Annotated in this window: 12 protein-coding genes; 5 read left to right on the top strand and 7 right to left on the bottom strand. The window is 39.1% G+C overall.

The features are described 5' to 3' along the window. Positions 1 to 41: 41 nt before the first annotated feature. The gene (gene tsaA, locus I2F31_RS03945; RefSeq protein WP_195773492.1) at positions 42 to 761 is read right to left on the bottom strand and encodes a tRNA (N6-threonylcarbamoyladenosine(37)-N6)-methyltransferase TrmO; all 720 of its coding nucleotides are present in this window, start codon (positions 759 to 761) and stop codon (positions 42 to 44) included. A gap of 100 nt (positions 762 to 861) precedes the next feature. Here tsaA and I2F31_RS03940 point away from each other — a divergent pair, with 100 nt between their 5' ends. The 3 genes from I2F31_RS03940 (at position 862) to nth (ending at position 3,232) form a co-directional block, all read left to right on the top strand. Next, complete coding sequence (locus I2F31_RS03940; protein ID WP_195768235.1) at positions 862 to 1,641, top strand: ferredoxin--NADP reductase; 780 nt, start codon at positions 862 to 864, stop codon at positions 1,639 to 1,641. Between the two features lie 134 nt (positions 1,642 to 1,775). Beyond that, positions 1,776 to 2,567: an RnfABCDGE type electron transport complex subunit B gene (locus tag I2F31_RS03935; protein ID WP_195768234.1), complete on the top strand. Its 792-nt coding sequence runs from the start codon at positions 1,776 to 1,778 to the stop codon at positions 2,565 to 2,567. Then, positions 2,564 to 3,232, top strand: a complete 669-nt coding sequence (gene nth, locus I2F31_RS03930) for an endonuclease III (RefSeq protein ID WP_195768233.1) — start codon at positions 2,564 to 2,566, stop codon at positions 3,230 to 3,232. The genes I2F31_RS03935 and nth overlap by 4 nt, the downstream gene beginning before the upstream one ends. Before the next feature lies 1 nt (position 3,233). On the opposite strand, the gene I2F31_RS03925 is transcribed toward nth, so the two are convergent. From I2F31_RS03925 to I2F31_RS03915, 3 genes are all read right to left on the bottom strand, one after another. Continuing rightward, entirely contained in the window at positions 3,234 to 3,410 is a 177-nt protein-coding gene (locus I2F31_RS03925) for a hypothetical protein (RefSeq protein WP_195768232.1), read from the bottom strand. Between the two features lie 55 nt (positions 3,411 to 3,465). Next, positions 3,466 to 4,116 carry an adenylate kinase gene (gene adk / locus I2F31_RS03920; RefSeq protein WP_195768231.1) on the bottom strand — a complete coding sequence of 217 codons (651 nt, stop codon included), beginning with the start codon at positions 4,114 to 4,116 and terminating at the stop codon, positions 3,466 to 3,468. 74 nt (positions 4,117 to 4,190) lie between these two features. Next, positions 4,191 to 5,507, bottom strand: a complete 1,317-nt coding sequence (locus I2F31_RS03915; protein ID WP_195773491.1) for a hypothetical protein — start codon at positions 5,505 to 5,507, stop codon at positions 4,191 to 4,193. Between the two features lie 315 nt (positions 5,508 to 5,822). On the opposite strand from I2F31_RS03915, the gene mrdA reads away from it, so the two are divergent. Both mrdA and rsmD read left to right on the top strand, forming a co-directional pair. Next, positions 5,823 to 7,880, top strand: coding sequence for a penicillin-binding protein 2 (gene mrdA, locus I2F31_RS03910; RefSeq protein ID WP_195773490.1), 2,058 nt, complete (start codon positions 5,823 to 5,825; stop codon positions 7,878 to 7,880). A gap of 5 nt (positions 7,881 to 7,885) precedes the next feature. Then, the gene (rsmD, locus tag I2F31_RS03905; RefSeq protein WP_195773489.1) at positions 7,886 to 8,449 is read left to right on the top strand and encodes a 16S rRNA (guanine(966)-N(2))-methyltransferase RsmD; all 564 of its coding nucleotides are present in this window, start codon (positions 7,886 to 7,888) and stop codon (positions 8,447 to 8,449) included. Positions 8,450 to 8,623: 174 nt separating this feature from the next. On the opposite strand, the gene I2F31_RS03900 is transcribed toward rsmD, so the two are convergent. From I2F31_RS03900 to I2F31_RS03890, 3 genes are all read right to left on the bottom strand, one after another. Then, complete coding sequence (locus I2F31_RS03900; protein ID WP_213014808.1) at positions 8,624 to 14,602, bottom strand: SdrD B-like domain-containing protein; 5,979 nt, start codon at positions 14,600 to 14,602, stop codon at positions 8,624 to 8,626. Between the two features lie 164 nt (positions 14,603 to 14,766). Continuing rightward, a complete protein-coding gene (locus I2F31_RS03895; protein WP_195768226.1) occupies positions 14,767 to 17,442 on the bottom strand; it encodes a beta strand repeat-containing protein in 2,676 nt (891 codons plus the stop codon). Positions 17,443 to 17,651: 209 nt separating this feature from the next. Continuing rightward, positions 17,652 to 18,149, bottom strand: coding sequence for a hypothetical protein (locus I2F31_RS03890; RefSeq protein ID WP_195768225.1), 498 nt, complete (start codon positions 18,147 to 18,149; stop codon positions 17,652 to 17,654). Positions 18,150 to 18,619 lie beyond the last annotated feature (470 nt).

The following is an 18,619-nucleotide window of genomic DNA, read 5'->3' as shown; positions in this document are numbered from 1 at the left end:
TACATCATTTCAGTCACAAAGTCAGTTAGATAAAACTTGTTTCACCCCAAACCAACATATTGTAAATTAACAATAAAGACATCCTGCAATTTCACTTTAAACTTCACCTCTAAGTTAGAAAACCTAAGCCCATACACACGCTCTATATCTTGCTGATACGCAGGTTTAGGGTCTAAAGCCAAAACTTGTTCTAAATATTTTAATTCTTGTTCTGAGGTATGATGCTGTTGCAATAGTGCTGTGCGTTGGTTGAGTGCCTCTGTGTGCCAAAAGACCTGTTTTAATAAGGGTGCTTCAACAGCATAGCCAGACTTTGCATCAATAATGGCATCTGAATACGAAATATAGGGTTTAATGTCTAAAATGGGTGTACCATCTAATAAATCACTCCCCTGCACACACAAACGTATGCCATTGTTATGTTGCTCTACACTCACCAGTTTTACAACAGACAAGCCAATATTTGCAGGTCTATACATACTACGTGTAGCGAACACACCTATTTTTTGATTACCACCAAGTCTTGGTGGGCGTACTTGGGGTTTAAAACTTTGCTGTTTTTTATTGTCATGAAATACCCACAATAGCCATAAATGACTAAATGCTTCAATGCCTTCAAAAGCAGACTTATCGTTATAAGGTGCAAGCAATTCAATATAACAAGGCACATCAACCAAATTTGGCTGTCTAGGTATACCAAATTTTTCTTTAAACGGTGAATGTATGGTGGCTATGATTGGGAAGTGTACCGATTCGTTCATCACTTTTTCTTATAAAGACCATTAAATATATTCAGTTTATAGGCATTGAATTTAGATTAAAATAGCAGGTAATATTTATTATTTGTAATTGGACTTTTGCATGGCTGCTTTTAACGTTGAACGCATTACAGACGTTCACCATTGGAATGACACTTTATTTAGCTTCAAAACAACACGTGACCAAGCTTTACGTTATAAAAATGGTCAGTTTGTGATGATTGGCTTAGAAGTGAATGGCAAACCACTGATGCGTGCTTACTCTATTGCCAGTGCCAACTACGAAGAAGAACTTGAATTCTTTTCAATTAAAGTACAAGACGGCCCTTTAACCTCTATTTTACAAAAAGTAAAAGTAGGCGATGAAATCTTAATTTCAAAAAAACCAACAGGTACATTGGTACATGATGACTTACTGCCAGGTAAAAACCTATACTTATTGTCATCAGGTACAGGGCTTGCACCGTTCTTATCTATTATCCGTGACCCAGAAACTTACGAACGCTTTGAAAAAGTCATTGTTGTACATGGTACACGCTTTGTGAGTGAGCTTGCTTACCAAGACCTCATTTTAAACGAACTACCGAACCATGAGTTTTTTGAAGAACTTGGCATTAAAGATAAACTTGTTTACTACCCAACAGTTACCCGTGAAGAGTTTCACACGCAAGGTCGTGTAACTACGGCCATTGAAAGTGGTGAAATCTTTGAAAAAATTGGTTTACCACGTTTTAACCGTGAAACTGACCGTGCCATGTTATGTGGTAGCCCATCATTTTTAAAAGATGTCGCTGCACTACTTGATCAACATGGTTTAAAAGAGTCACCACGTATGGGTGAAATGGGCGACTACGTCATTGAACGAGCCTTTGTAGAAAAATAATTTTACCTTCACAGCGTAAAACCGATGCCCCATGCATCGGTTTTTCATTTTAAGGCCCAGCTATGTTATGATGACTTGCTGTTTTTCGCAGTTTTATGCACAATCCCTTCGTTTAAAGTACATTGACCAGCCACATGAGTTTAGACTTCTCCCTCATTCAGCAAATTGATGCCAAGCTACCACAAACCCAATGCGGTTTATGTGGTCATAGAGATGGCTGTTTACCCTATGCTCAAGCCATCAGCCAAGGTGAAGATGCCAACAAGTGTATTCCTGGTGGTCAGCCTGTTGCCGATGCACTCAGCACACTGCTTGGTCGCCCTGCACTAACTGCCCTAAAAAGTGAATGGCCTATACAACAAAATGGTCGGCCACAACGCATGAAAGCTGTCATTCGTGAAGATGAATGTATTGGCTGTACCAAATGCATTAGTGCTTGCCCTGTCGATGCAATTATTGGCAGTGGAAAACAAATGCATACCGTTTTAAGTGATTTATGCACCGGCTGTGAGCTATGTATTGCCCCCTGCCCTGTCGACTGTATTGACCTGATTGCAGACACACAAATACTCAATACTGAGCAACAACAGCTTGAGCAAGATGACCTACGTCACAGATACTATGCTCACATTCAACGAGAAGAAAAACAGCGTTTTGCACGGCGTGGCCCAATTGTAAAAGCTGAAATTAATACAGGTTTATTTGCCGAGTTTTCGCAGCACATTCAATCTGTGCCTAGCATAGAAATACAAAAACCGATTGAAGAAAAAACTGAGATTGACCCACAAACGACTATTCAAATGGCTCGCCTACGTACACAAATTAAAAAACTAGAAAAGCAACTTAGTGTACGAGAAGATGCTAAAAAACGTGAGCAGTTAGCGCAACTCCTTCAACAAATTACAGCAACAGAGGCGATGTCATGAGCAGTAAAAACATGACCAAAAAGCAAATTCAGGTGTTTTTTGAACGTCTCAAAGAACAACGACCATCACCGAAAACTGAATTAAATTATCAATCTAATTTTGAACTTTTAATTGCAGTCATGCTTTCAGCACAAGCAACTGATGTTAGTGTAAATAAAGCCACAGACAAGCTTTACCCTGTAGCCAATACTCCTGAAGCTATTTATGCACTCGGTGTAGAGGGTTTAAAAGACTATATTAAAACCATTGGCTTATATAACTCAAAAGCCGAAAACGTCATTAAAACCTGTAAAATCTTAATAGAGCAACACCAAAGCCAAGTGCCCGATACACGCCCTGCACTTGAGGCCTTACCGGGTGTTGGACGCAAAACAGCCAATGTCGTACTCAATACAGCATTTGGTCAGCCTGCCATGGCTGTAGATACACACATCTTCCGAGTAGGTAACCGTACAGGTTTAGCCATTGGTAAAAATGTGCTTGAAGTGGAACACCGTTTAATTAAAGTCATTCCAAAAGAATTTATACTCGATGCACACCACTGGCTCATTTTACATGGTCGTTACTGCTGTATTGCCAGAAAACCTAAATGTGCTGAGTGTGTGGTGTCAGATGTCTGCCGTTGGCCAGACCGTTTTGAATTTGGTGCTCAAAAAGCCAGTTAAACTATTTCTTATTTTTTTGTTGCTGTTGCAATTTAGGGTGTAATTGTCTTGCTCTGACTTGCTTTGGACGCTGATTATTTTCTTCTACAACTTGTTTAAGCATTTTACGACTTTGCCATGCTAAAACCATCAAGCCAACTAAGCTCACAACAACAAATATAATCAGTAAGACTTTCATAACATGTACTCATGTAAATATAAAAGAGCCTCAATGGCTCTTTTATATCATTCAATTATTTGTCTAAAATTGCAAACAAATCTGCTTGAACATCATCAATCGGACGTAAGCCATCTAACTTGTCATAAGAGGCACTGTTGTCAGTATTTGCACGTGACTGATAAAAACCAACCAACTGAGCCGTTTCAGCATGGTACGCTGTCAAACGCTTACGAATGGTTTCTTCTTGGTCATCTGGACGTTGAATTAAATCTTCACCCGTTACATCATCTTTACCTTCAACTTTTGGTGGGTTATACACTACATGGTATACACGACCCGATGCCGCATGTTGACGACGACCCGATAAACGTTGCACGATTTCTTCATCAGGCACAGCAATTTCAATCACATGATCAATTGCAATCCCTTCTTTTTCCAAAGCTTCAGCTTGTGGAATAGTACGAGGAAAACCATCAAAAATACAGCCATTTACACAATCAGGTTGTGAAATACGCTCTTTTACCAAGCCTAAAATCAACTCATCAGATACAAGGCCACCTGCGTCCATCACACTTTTTGCTTGTAGACCAAGTTCAGTCCCTTCACGAATTGCAGCACGGAGCATATCACCGGTTGAAATTTGTGGGATATCATAGCGCTTACAGATCAGCTGAGCTTGTGTACCTTTACCTGCTCCAGGTGGTCCGAGTAAGATAATGCGCATTATAAATCCTCATTTAACAATAAATTTTACCAATACATTCTACCTAAATAAAATGAAAGCAGAACAACATACAATTATAAAAAAGCAACAAACAAATGTATTGTACCTGCAATGAAGCCTGTGACTCCACCCAGTACAATTAAAATCCACTCATCCTCTTGAAATGCAGGACGTAACAAGTTTTGAAACTCGTGTGGTGTAAGATCACGAATCCGATCTCTAAACATTGTAAATATTTTTTGTGCTCGACTGGCATTAAATGCAGGGTCACTCACAGGCACCATCGTAATTTCTATTGAACGGTCAATCAAGTCCGTTTTTAATTTTGCATACTCTTTTGGCCCTAAAGACAGCTGTAAAGTGGTGCGAACTAAAGGTGTATCTGTAATATGATTAATGTGTTTTTTCACAATTTGACGCGTTTTTTCTTTCTGCCCGCCATACATCATCTCAGTCATGATGGTTTTTAAAGTAATGAGTTCTTCCGTTACCACCCTAGCAAACACATCAGAGACTTCGACCTGACGCTTCATAAACGCCCCTTGAATATTATACCGCCCTATACGTGGCACAATTGGTATAATCCAAGGAAAACCATGATGTTTAGTGCGTTTAAAACACTGAGGATATTTTACAAGATGCGGATATAATGGATTAAAAACCATCCACACGGCAATCCAATTGGTCAGTAGCCCCCAAATGGCTGCCCAAAAAGGCACGGTCCAATGCCATGGCACAATAAACCAAACGAGCATTTGGATAAGACCAAAGAAACACCCTATTAAAGCACTAATATGCCAAATAAAGTCGATTTCTTTTTGTCCGACTTTTAAAAACATTTTGACCATTAATTTACGGTCATTCTCCATTTGGTGAACAACCATTTCTCGCATGTCGACTAAATCTTCAACATGGTCAGTTAAATCAATCACCAAATCATGTAGTAACTGTGGCAGCTGTTTATGTGCATGCTCATAAATACGGCGTTTGATAGCAAAAGGTAAATTTTCCCAGAGTACCGCATTACGCTCACACATGACTTCATCAATCAAATGCTCAAGTTCAGCATTAATCTGCTGACCAATAATATCGGCCATTTCATTAGGATCCATGGCATCTAAAAACTCAGCCAATGAACCAATTTTTTTCAGTGTATTGTCTGTAATAATGCCTGAAATACGGCCCGCTTTACGAGGCACAATGCCCTGCCAACCCAGCGGAATAGGGCCAATATGCACGCCCCAAAATTGAATCGGATAAAACACCATCCGCAGTGCCATCCACACATGAGCCCATGTTACAAAAGCAGTCACAGGAATAATACTTAACACAGCCCAATGATCTGGTCTGAGCCAAAATAAATGCCAAAGATGACTGATATAATCCAACATGTATCTGCTCTCAAACGTGCCTGACTATGCATGATGAAAGTAAGTTCACCAAATCTAGAATCTTTATAGGATATCAGCTTTTAATAGAGAAAAGCTGTGCAGTTTATGATGCATCATCAGCATAAACGCGATGTGCTTCAGTGATTTTTTCTGAATGTAACAAAATAGACATCAAACACCTAGTCTTTTTTAGTAGCCCATCGTGTTTGCAGGTAAAATAGTTACATAATTTAAGAAAATACCCGCATAATTTCGGCATATGTTAGGGTAGAATGTGAGCCCTTGCAAATCTAACCTCTGTATAATGTAATCTATATGAAGCAACACTTTCCGCTCAAAAATGTGCAACAAGAAAAAAAGATTTATCGGAACCGTGTATTTATTGCTGTAGGGATTGTGGTATTTTGCTTTTCTATTTTAATTTCTCGTTATATTTACTTACAAATTATTCATCATAAAGACTTTGTTACCGCGTCAGACAACAACCGTATTCGACTGCAACCCATTGCCCCGACCCGTGGCTACATTTATGACCGTAATGGTATTTTATTAGCAGACAATTACCCTGTATTTACTGCAACACTAAGTAAAGCAGATGTTGATAATATTGATGATACAGTCAGCCGTCTTACTCCCGTATTAAACTTAAGCCAAGATGATATTGATAAATTTACAGCACGTATTAAAACCGCTAAAAAAACTGAACGTGTTGCACTAAAGCTCAACCTCAATGAAAGTGAGATTGCTCGTTTTAGCGAGGCAAAATATTTATTCCCGGGTGTTCAAATTGAAACCCAAATGACACGCTACTATCCATATGGTGAACTCTTTGCACATGTGATTGGTTATGTCGGTCGAATTAATGACAAAGAACTCAAAAATATAGATAAAGACCTCTACTCAGGAACAAACCTGATTGGTAAAAGTGGTGTAGAACGTCAATATGAATCTCTCCTGCATGGTACACCCGGCAATGAGTCCGTTGAAGCCGATGCCCATGGTAATATTTTACGCCACTTAGGCCGAAAACAGCCGGCTCAGGGTGATGACCTCTATTTATCTATTGATTATGGCCTACAGGTCGTTGCATCTGAGCAACTTGCAGGTAAGCGTGGTGCTGTAGTGGCTATTAACCCCAAAACAGGGGAAATTTTAGCACTCGTTTCAAGTCCAAGTTTTAATCCTAACTTATTCGTTACAGGTATTAGTGGCCCAGATTATTCATCTTTACGAGATAACCTTGACCAACCGCTTTATAACCGTGCTGTGCAAGGCACATATCCACCGGGCTCAACCATTAAGCCCATGGAAGGTTTAGGGGGTATTCATTTTGGTGTCGTCGACTGGGGAACAGCAATTCATGACCCTGGTTACTTCCAACTTCCTGGCGATTCACATAAGTTTCGAGACTGGAAAAAAACAGGCCATGGCGTTGTTAATATGAGCAAAGCCATTCAAGAGTCTTGCGATACCTATTTTTACGTTTTATCGAATCAAATGGGCATTGACCGCATGAATGAATGGATGCGTCAATTTGGTTTTGGTGCTAAAACTGGTCTTGATTTACCGAGCGAAAGTGCTGGTATCTATCCAAACCCTGCATGGAAACTCAAAACATATAAGTCAAAATGGCTCAAAGGTGAAACCATTTCTGTAAGTATTGGGCAAGGTGCATTTACTGCCACACCAATACAGCTCGCAATGGCAACAGCGATTGTATCTAATCAAGGCAAACACATTACCCCTCATGTTTTATACGATGTAAAAGGTGCAAAACCACATACAGTGGTGAATGCACCTGATGGTGAAGTCAAATTTAATGGTACACCAGAAGACTGGGTTAAAATGCGTAATGCCATGATTGATGTGATCAATCAGGGTACTGGACGTAGTATTCGCAGTAATGTGTATCAAATTGCAGGTAAAACCGGTACGGCTCAGGTTAAAAGTATTGCTCAGGGTAAAAAGTATAACGAAGCCTTACTCACCCATAGACAGTATGACCATGGTTTATTTGTCGGCTTTGCCCCTGCAGATGACCCAGAAATTGCAATTGCGGTGGTTTGGGAAAATGGTCGTCACGGTGGTGCAGCAGCACATATTGCGAAACCCATTTTTGACTATTGGATGATTCAGCGTAAAAATAACCCTATCCAACCTACACCACAACAGGTTAATGGTGGCCTCATGACCGCAGGTATCCGACCAAGTCAGCTACCAAGTGGTGGGCGTATGTTAGAAGCGGACCCAAATGCAATTTTACCGAATAGCCCAACTGCACGGCGTCAGCAACGTACAGCAACGCAAAGCACACCTCAAGTGCGCCCACCTGTTGCGTCAATCCCAGATGATGATAGCGATATAAGCGACTAATTTATATGAAAAATCAATTACGTATTATTGGTGGCCAATGGAAACGTAGACAGCTGGGTTTTGCCAGTGTCGATGGTTTACGACCAACCCCTGACCGTGTCAGAGAAACCCTATTTAATTGGCTCATGTGGGATATTCAAAATGCCAACGTGCTTGATGTCTGCACAGGTTCTGGAGCATTGGCATTTGAGGCATTGTCACGTGGAGCAAAGCATGTATCTATGATTGAGCCAAATACGACTCAAGCAAAATTTTTACAGCAAAATATCACATTACTTGATGCAAAAACCCAATGCACACTACATATACAAACAGCACAGGTTGCATTAAATAAAACAGCTGGCCCATTTGATGTTGTTTTTCTTGACCCACCTTATAGCCTCAATTTATGGCAAATCTTAGCTGAACAAGTAGATACCATTTTATCAGAAAACGCTTTAATTTATGTCGAAGCAGATCGTGAGTTAAATACGTTACAGCTTCCAAGTACTTGGGTACAAAAAAAGCAATTAAAGGCAGGCATGCTTAGAGCAGGCTTATATCAAAAATCAACAAATGATTCATGTTAAACGTAGGTCATATTAAGATAAAACCAAAGCTTAAATGCCAAGTTATCGTATATTTACATATACCCAAACCACTCAGGCTTTAACAAACTAGATTTGATTTTGAAGGGCTTAAACTCTCCATTCCCTTCAAAATCAATTCAGACAGTGAATCATTTATGACTATTTTCGCAATGATTAATAACTATTTTTTCCACTTTTAAACAAGTTTTCATCAAACTTGAATCTAAAGCGTAAGTAAGCGCCTTGGAGTGTCGTATCACTTTCCACAAGGTCATCATCTTTGTAACCAGAGAAATTATATCCCCCAGAAACCCATAAATTGGCCGCAACTAAATATCCCACTTCTGCACCTAATAAAATGCGTTGCCCTGATGTGACATTTGACCATAAAGCACCCGCATGCACACCCGCATCCCATCGGTCATTAATGTCATACATTGTACGTGCGCTCAGCATGTGTGTTATACCGCTAGACTCTACATTAGAGAAAGTTGTATTCACACTTTTTACTGCATATTGACCAGAAACCGTCCAATCTTTCACTGGGTGATAATTTACATGATGAGAGAAAATATAAACTTGCTTTAAGTAAGGATTCGTTAAATCAGTTTGATTATGATCATAACGATACTCTACTTTTGACAAAGCATCGAAACGGTTACGTTCATTATCTCGATACGCTAAGCCCAACTGAAAACGATCGATTAAGCGATCGCCACTGCTTTTGCTCTTACTATTGCTTTGACTCACAATATTTTTTGCTAATAATGTCACATCTTCAGAGTACTTATATGCAATCCCTAAAGTATTTAAAAATGTATTGGCCTGATCTGTTAAACGCCCTTCAACACGTCCAACGGCTTTCCAGTTTGGATTTTTTAAATACTCCAGACCTAATGAAGCCGCTGTACTTTCCGAACTATTACTTGTAGTGCTGACTAAAGCTTTCGTTTTTTCAAAACTTGTATTGGCATAAAAGCCCTTTTCGATTTCCCAGCGATTACGTAAACCCATCGCTGCCTCAGCTTCACGTGCACTCACGCCATCACGTACGCGATACTCACTGAATGCTGTACCATTATTGTTATATTTACTATCTAGACCAAAAACGGTTACATTTTTACGGTCACTACTATTTAAGTCATAAGTACTACCGAGACTAGAAAGGATTTCATGACGGCCATATGCTCTGAGTTTTGAATTAATTTGATAATTTCCACCCAAGGCAAAGACTCGACGATTGGCCTCTATAATATCCTGTTCATATTCAGCAAATACATTTGAGCCTTGCCAAGGTAGTTGACTCGTTAACTTAGTTCGTACCGTTGTGCCATGATAAGGTGTGATAGAGGTATTCGAAGTAGATTGAATGATTGATTTATCATAGTATTTTAGACCTAACTCTATGGCAATCATTCGATTAATTGCACGCTCTATACTTGCTGAAACACCTTGGTTAATGCCATTGGTCTGATCTTCAGTACGAATCGCTTCCAACTTAGCTAAACCAATATTGTTCAATTGCACACGTGTTTTGACACCGCTTTCTTTACGACCCGCTGTAATGGGTGCAGCTGTATTGTAAAAGCCACTATCTGCTTGGTTACGATAGACTTTTGTATCTAAGTCCTTATATGCATAATTCAACTCAACACGCGCTGCATTGCCAGATAACTTACCCGAAGCATCAGGTTGAGCCTTCATATCTGTTGTACTGGTCAAATCACTGTAAATATTTTCTGAACGTGCAAATTCGGTGATCAATTTGCCCTTATCATTGGCAAATTTAACCACTGTATTTACACTGGCAAGTTGGTCTTGTGTTAGCGGATTATCACTTTTGACATAAGAACCACCAACTTTGACTTGCTTAGTGACTTTCATTGAACCAGAGACACCACCGACTACATACTTTTCACCGCCCTGATCTGACTCTACGGTAATACGTAAATAGATCGGGTTTAAATCTGCATCAACACTTGAAACAGGGTCTTTTAAATAAATACTGTTACTAAAAGAATCTACTTCATAATCTGTAAAACGAGTGAGTGTACTGCGTGCAATAATGAGTCCCGGATTATTGCGGTCTCGTGTAATCACTTCAACTTTTTCACTATTGTCTTGGATATCTTGGGCATTAATTCCACCTAAACTATAAGGACCTGAGATTCCCATTGCTCTCTGTTCATTCACGATTTGTTGGGTATTGGTATTGGCCGCAAATGCAGTGACTTTGTATTTATCTGTTTCCACACCACTACGAAGACCCGTCAATGAACGGTTGTATTGCCCTAAAGATAGACCTTCATCATTTTCAGTACGGGTGACATAGTCACCATACATTGCATATGAACGGCCTTTATCTACGCGAACATAGAGCTTACTTGTTGATTGTGCATCAAAACCTTTTGTCGCTGAATCGCCATATACTGGGTAGTATTCATCTGGGCGAATGTCACGAAATAAGCGCTGGTTTTTATCTTTATCAGAATCATACGCTAAAGTCAGTAAATATTCGCCTTTCACTTGTCCTTTTAAAAATAGTGCCGCACGACCATTCACGCTACGTTTACCATTATGGGAAGATGAAATTTCGTTTAGCTCTTCTTCAAAACCATCATTTGAGTGAGTACTTCCCAATTGTGTAGGGTCAAATTTCTTAAAGTTAATAGAACCTTCAAGCATACCAACTGCAATAAGTGGGCGTAAATCAGGTAAAAAACGCACTGGCATGTTGGCATGAAAAATACCGCTTTCAACCGACAGTACACCTTCGCCCGCTTCAATCGGTGCGATAATTGGTACAACAAGTGTGCCACCTTCAACAAAGACTTGCGTACCTGCTTGTTTCGGGTCTAAGTCGACTAAATCTATTTTACCAATAGAGGTATCTAAGGTAACTGGTGTACGGCTCGAAACTAAAGTACCGTGACTATCTACAATTTTTAACACAACATGATAACGGTCATAACCATTGGCTTGTACAGCAACCTTGCTGGGCTCAAGTTTCAGTTTATCTAGTTGACCCGGTGCAACCACTTCAATCTGTTTTTTATCACGAACATTACCCATCATATCAACTTGACGTGCTTCAATGGTGTTACGCCCAACTTGCAAATCTATACCAATAAAGTCTAATCCTGAGACCTGTAAGCTGGGTAGTACTGCTCGCTTACCAATACGCTTTTCTGAAACTTGCTTGCCATTTACCCATAACTCTAGCTGAGTACCTGCAGTACCTTTTAACTGAACAGCTGTTTGAGGATAAGATAGGACTTGCCCATCTTTTAAGTTTAAAATTTCTAATTGATTATTTGGTGCATTTTCTAAAGCAGTTTCCAAACTCACCATTTTTATAGCACGACTTGAATCTGAGTCATTTGGCTGAGGTTGATTTTTTTCAGGTTCAAACTGTACTTGTTTTAACTCTTTCAGTTGTTCTTTAGAAAAATCAAGATTACAGTTTGCAGGAAAACCTTGTGCAGAAATACAACCACTCGCTGGCTGACTTCGTACGTCAGTCACTTTAGAGAAAATTGGGTCTGCCGTTAAGTCAGAACGCAATACCTGCTCTAAATTAGTATTATCTTGTTCAATCTTCTTTTTTCGATCTAGCACACGTTGTATTAACGGTTGACCACACTGTAAAGCGTTATCGCTGATTGCAAAGTCAGCCCGATGTAATTCGCCACGTTTCAAGTCAACAAAACGACTATTGGGATCACCCGCTTGACGATTACTAATTAAGTTTAATTGAGATGCAATCGGTAAACTTGTGCTATCAACTTTTAAAACGTGAGTTTTAGCACTAACTCCATAAAAGTCGTACTTCCCTTCACTGTCTGTAATAACATAGCTACCATCTTCAAGGTAAAGTCGTACGCCGGGTACACCAAGTTCACCAGAGTCTTGCATACCATTTTGGTTACAGTCGGTAAATACTTTACCCACAATAAACCCATCAGAAATTAATGCACCGGGGGTCACCTCTACAGCAGCGAAGGCTTCATTCGATTCTGTGCCTGTTGCATCTTTTACCCGTACTCGGTTAATACCATCGCCATTGAGTGCATTTGGCCCAATATAGACACGATACTGTACTTTTACCTCTTTACTTGGTGTAAGCGTACCAAGCCCTAACTTCAAGTAAGGCCCTTTACCGCCAATCGGGTCAGCGACTTTTGTACCATCTACACGCATAGAACCTTGCATATAGACAAAGCCTCTTGGCAATGTATCTGTCATCGCAACATTCGTTGAGTCCGCTGTACCACGATTTGCTACAGTAACGGTATATTCTTCAAACTCACCAATTTCAGCAGTTTTACTTGATGCTACTTTTTTTACAAATAAAGATGAATTTGTCGTTGTCGCTGCAGGGTCAATAGGTATATCAATATTTAATGCAGGATCACCATTATTTAACGTGAATTGCCCTGCATAAGACCACTTTAAATCAACAACCTTATCTGCTGAAAAGCTTGGATAAACACTTTTATCACTCACGAAAGTGTACTTGGTATTACCAGGAATTGTTGTTGTATCAACAGCAATACTATAAGTACCTGCCTTGACTAATGGGTAAACAAACTCACCTGCACTATTTGTTACTTGCTTAGCAGGAATGGAAATCGTTTCACCCGTTTGAGCATCTATTTTAAAAGCGACATTATCGGTAATCGGTTGACCCGCTTGATCTAGCAATGTAACTGTGGCACCAGACACAGGTAAACCAGTTTTTGCATCAAAAACAATACCATATGGGTCTATCATTACATCAGCACTAACATCTGTTACTGCTTCAGTCGATTGACCTTGTGAGTCAGAACAATCTGTTAAGCGAATATTCACTTGATCACGCTTTACAGTTTGCAAGACTGTATCATATGGAACAGCAGTTTCTGAAAGTGTTGTTGGCAATGTATAGTGAAAAACACCTGTATTTACACCAGTTTCAACACCCAAAACCGTTTCTATATCGCCTGTTTTCGTAGACTTAATTTGAATTTTTACGTGATCAATTGCATCACGATTAATATTACAGCTCGAGTTTGTCGCCTCTATATTCAGCGGACTACTCACACTGCCTGTTGCTAAAATACTTTTAAAGTTGCTTGTGTTGTTAGTAATACCTGTCGTACCTGCAACAACCGTAGAGGCAATATTTGATGAAATATCTTTTTGGGTATTTGAAACTGCATAAGATACTTTATAGGTATTTTTTACGGTAGTTTTGGCAATATTGCTATTCATCGTCACAGCAAGATCAACTTGCTCAGAAGCATTTGCAGCAATCTGTGGAAACCCAACCACTAATTGACTAATCTGCGTCAAGTCACTTGGTATGATCGTGGTATATGTATTATTGGTCAGCTTATATAAAATTTTAGCCTGTGTATTTTTTGCCAGAGCTGACTTAAATGTTGTATTTGGTGGCAAATCATCCACTAACAGAACCAGTTTTTGTACTTGACCATCAACCATGACATCTATAGGTCGAGCTGTTTGTTTACCTTGGTTACTAATATTTAGCGTGTAATTTAAATCGTAATTTGTCGCTGTAGTCGGCTCAAATGTTTTTTGTTGTACTTCTAAGTTTGCAACTAAATTGGCACCATAACTGACTGCACGATCTGTAGTCGTCGCCATCACTTGTGGGTCTTCTATGACTGTCGCTTTAATAGGTAGATTTAATTGCTGACCTTCGCTCAAGTCTGCATTGGTTGTCGCAACAACCCATACATTAACACTCTGCCCAACAGCTAAAGGGACAGACGTTGTTACTTCTTGGTCATTGTCATCAAACTGACCATCTTTATTTGTATCTATGTAAATCTTTACATTATTTAATGTACTTGTGGCTAATGCATCTAGTTGAACATTCACTGGTGCATTACTATTATTTGATAAGGTATTTGCCCATATGACTCGCACACTTGGCTCTACCTCTAGTACTGGTGATGCAGAGAAAGCGATAGCATAAAGTGCTTCAACATTTACTTGCACAGTATTTGAAGCCAATTGTTGTTGATTATTTTTTGTATCTAAAAAGTTTGCATACGCAATGTTTTGAATTGTAGTACCTGCATTTGGAACATTTGTAGCATAACTATCTTGGGCAGACAATATAGATACTGTCAATGTAGATAGCATGAAAGATATGTTTTGACGTACTTTAGTGTTCTTCTGTCGTAGCACAGTGCTTTACCATTCAACCCAATAGTGTAAATAGAAAATTTGCATGTGAGCACTTGCAAAGTGCAAATGCTCACAGCTTTAACCAATTGATGATGAGCAATTAAAACTGCTCATAAAAATTAATTATTCACTTTGATTACAAACTCTAATGAGGCATTTGAATTTGGTACAAGCGGTGTTTTCTCTGCAGAGATTGTGCCTGTTGAACCATCAGTTAAAGCAGTCGTTGAGCTCGTTAGCGTTGCATTTGTCGCTAACGGTGATACGCCATTAATCACTTTCAACGTTGTATATGTAGGTGTAGAGTCACTTACTACAACATTGGTAACATTTGCATTACCTTCATTGTAAGCAGTAATTCTATACTTCACACACGTACCTGGTTTTGCAGATATTGAGTTTTGAGAATAAGAACCAGATGAAACTTGGCCTGTAGAACAATCTACAGATGCCTGCTCTTTGACTAAGCGTACTTGACCACTTGTCACTGTCGTTAAGTCAGTATTCGTCACAGATTTAGCAGATTGACCATTTACATCTGTTGGCGTAATTGTAAACGTTACAGCATTTGCAGTACCTGCTGTCGCATTCGTTGGCGCTTGAACTTTAATAAGTAAGTTCACTGACTCACCAATAGCTAGCGTTGCTTTCTTATCAGAAAAATCGCTACCTGTTACTAACTCGTCTGAATCTGCAATACCATTACCATTTGTATCAACAAATATACTTGTTACCCAACCATTACTAGATTGGTCATTCGTCAATGTAAATGGTAAGTTTTTCGTACTTTCTACAATATTACTATTGTTCGTGAGCGTATGTTTATAAACAACCGTACCACCTGGTGCAATCTGACCAGAACGGTCATTTTGAAGGCTTACTGTACGAACAGTTTCTACAACCACACGGTCAGACATTACATCTGTTAAGCCTGTTGCTGGTGAAGCAACTTTAAACAATACTTCTTGATTGCCTGCAGGCGTATTTTGTGCAGGTGTAACAACCGCCACCAATTTTATAGTCGTGTTACTTGGAACATTTCCTGTATTGGTAATTGCTGAACCTGTAGGGTTACCTGAGCTATCTGCTAAATAGTATTGTACTGTCCAACCTGTAGGTAAGTCTGTTGCTGTAGATAAGTTGTAGTTATCTGCATTTGCACCAGTGTTTGTTACAGCCAATGGGAAGCTCACCCCTTGACCGGGTTTAGTTGATTTAGTATCAATATATTGTGCAGTATCTTGACCAGATGCACCAGGTGTCGAACCTGTAGAGTTCGTTGCATCACCATTAGACAAATCTACAGTAGCGGCCGTAACCTTACTTACCTCTAATTTGATTGTATCTTTAAGAGATGAATCACTCACAGGAGAAGCTGTTAAGATTGCATTCACAGCTGTTGTTGTTGAATAAGTTGAAGGCAGTGTTACTTTTGCAACAACTTGGTACTTCCCACCTTTTTCAATCGGCCCTGTGTCTAAAACACCATCGCCATTAGTATCTGTTAATGGTGTTACACCATCTGCTTTAAATAACTCAACAACACTACCCGAAGGCAAAGTGTTCTTATCTACTGTAATGTTGTAGGATTCTGTAACATTACCTGTGTTATGGACAACAATTGGCTCGCCACTAGCTGAACCGAAACTGATCGATGTACCTTGAGTCGTTGACTGACTCACAACATCTGGAGTTGGTGTTGTTGTTGAAGCACCATCAGCAAACGCATCTGTAAGGCTGTCGTTGATCGTACCTTTTTTGATAGACATTACAGTCACGTCATTTGAGTTTGAGTTTGTTGAACCTTCTGGGCCATTGTCGCCATCTGGATCAACACTTGCAACGTTGGTGATTTTACCTGCAGGTGCATTCTGAACAACTTTGACTTTAAATTTCAATACACCTGAACTGTTAGCAGCAACACTAGGAAGTACTAACTTTACTTTTCCAGAATCATAGACATAACCATCTGCATCTGATGCATCTGACAAGCTTGAGCCATTTAACGTTGCAGAGCCTGCAGTATAGATAAGGTTCGCTGGTAAAACGTCAGTAATAGTTACGTTCGTTGCTGTTGTGTTACCGGTGTTTTGGTAAGCTAAAGTATATTCAACTTCACGTGAAGCATCTGACGCTGTCGGATCTACGTTTTGTACACTTGCAGATTTCACTAAGCTAATCACTGCACCATTCGTGATTTTAACAGTATCTACATTCTTCTTAGTCAGAGATGTATCTACACCACTTCCTGCAGATACGGTTAACTTACCAAGATCGCCTGCAGTTACACCTGTACTTGCAGTATTTGCACGTACAATAACATTCACCGATTGACCAGCAGCCAACGTGACTTGACTAATTGGTGTTTGGCTGTCTGGAATACCATCTTTATTGGCATCAAGATAAACACTTAAACCATTAAAGTCATAGTTATCTGTCGTATTATCACGGCTGTCATTGTTTGCAACTGCAACACTGAACGTATCACTACCATTACCCGTGTTAGTTAAGGTATGAGAAATAGATACTTGACCGTTCGCATTCGCATTTTGTGTTGTATCTGCTTCTAAAGTGAAGCTAGCCACTTGTAGAACAGTCGTTGTTACAACATTCGACGTTACAGATTTTTCAGAACCATTACTATCGGTATAGCTTGCAGATGCAATGTTACTAATATTCGTACCTGCACTTGGTGCAGCAGCCTGTGCTGTTGAAGCAAAAACAACACCACCAGCAACCAAAGCCATTGAAGTTGCTAGTTGCGTCAGTTTTAAACGTTGTGCTTGATTTAGCATTGCGGATATTTCCCCTATTAAAATACTCAATATCAACTAACTTGATTTGAATTACTGACAAAGACGCTTAAACTAAAGATCTTGAAATAATCAAAACTTAACCATAAATCAAGATTGCGATTAAAAAATACTAGATCAATATAAACTGGCACATGTTGAATAATAACCTACGGAAATCTAAACAAATTATTGATTTCAAAAATGAGGTATTATTTCGTTTGTGACTTCTCACCATTAACACGTGTTTCTGCTGAAACGGTAATAGACTTACCCTTTGGGAGTACAGGAATAGTCCAACGTAATGCACGATAGTCTTTGAGTGGGACATTCACTAACTTATCGCCATCTTTACGTTTGAGTGGCATAGCTGAAAAGCTCACACCATCTACACTTGCTTGTGCATTTTCTGGCATTGATTTAGCCAAAAAATAGGTTTCTACTGGAATAGGTAAAGTAGCAACAAGATTTTTAATATCACCTGAAGTGTTATTTGTATACGTTGCACGATACTCAACAACATCATTTGGCTTCACATTGCTCACAAGTTTTGCAACTGGGTTACCGTCAGTCCCTGTGGTCATCAGATAGGTTTTAAGCTCTACAGACACAGGATCTTTTGCTAACTTCGTTTCAGCAGAAACATTCAGTGCTAAAATAAAACTTGCTACCCCCAATAGACCTTTTGTCCAATAATTCGTGAAATACACTACCTATCGCTCCTCAACTTAACATAAAGTATTTTTGATAGTTTCTCATACATCGCTCAAGCCGTCTTCACATTGTATGCATAATATACACCATCTTGTGTAAATTCACCCAAACCAAAATACTTTTTTCATATAAAACATAATACAAGATACTTAATGAGAATAATACACCAATTAGGTAATTCAAATTTAAAAATACCCAACACAAACAACATAAAACAAGATAAAAGATAATTTGTTTGCAAAAATTAATTGTACATCTAATTCTAATAAAAACTAATATAATAAAAATATAACGGATTAATATATAAATATATTTATTTGCGTCAATCGATCAGATCTAACCTTTCATGAGAGATGGCCACTTACAAAATAAATATTAAAAAAGAAACAAGTAAGCTAATTTATAGTTTCAACAAATATTAAAGGTACATCAAGACAAGTCCACTTTATTTCAAAAAAAACCTATC

Origin of the sequence: Acinetobacter rathckeae, from assembly GCF_015627125.1 — a bacterium.
Classification (GTDB): Bacteria; Pseudomonadota; Gammaproteobacteria; order Pseudomonadales; family Moraxellaceae; genus Acinetobacter; species Acinetobacter rathckeae.
Note: the sequence above shows the minus strand (reverse complement) of the source record. Positions and strands in the feature narration are given on the sequence as shown.

Coding starts and splice junctions, on each gene's coding strand:
- tsaA (WP_195773492.1), bottom strand. CDS start 761: ATGAACGAATCGGTACACTTCCCAATCATAGCCACCATACATTCACCG.
- I2F31_RS03940 (WP_195768235.1), top strand. CDS start 862: ATGGCTGCTTTTAACGTTGAACGCATTACAGACGTTCACCATTGGAAT.
- I2F31_RS03935 (WP_195768234.1), top strand. CDS start 1,776: ATGAGTTTAGACTTCTCCCTCATTCAGCAAATTGATGCCAAGCTACCA.
- nth (WP_195768233.1), top strand. CDS start 2,564: ATGAGCAGTAAAAACATGACCAAAAAGCAAATTCAGGTGTTTTTTGAA.
- I2F31_RS03925 (WP_195768232.1), bottom strand. CDS start 3,410: ATGAAAGTCTTACTGATTATATTTGTTGTTGTGAGCTTAGTTGGCTTG.
- adk (WP_195768231.1), bottom strand. CDS start 4,116: ATGCGCATTATCTTACTCGGACCACCTGGAGCAGGTAAAGGTACACAA.
- I2F31_RS03915 (WP_195773491.1), bottom strand. CDS start 5,507: ATGTTGGATTATATCAGTCATCTTTGGCATTTATTTTGGCTCAGACCA.
- mrdA (WP_195773490.1), top strand. CDS start 5,823: ATGAAGCAACACTTTCCGCTCAAAAATGTGCAACAAGAAAAAAAGATT.
- rsmD (WP_195773489.1), top strand. CDS start 7,886: ATGAAAAATCAATTACGTATTATTGGTGGCCAATGGAAACGTAGACAG.
- I2F31_RS03900 (WP_213014808.1), bottom strand. CDS start 14,602: ATGCTATCTACATTGACAGTATCTATATTGTCTGCCCAAGATAGTTAT.
- I2F31_RS03895 (WP_195768226.1), bottom strand. CDS start 17,442: ATGCTAAATCAAGCACAACGTTTAAAACTGACGCAACTAGCAACTTCA.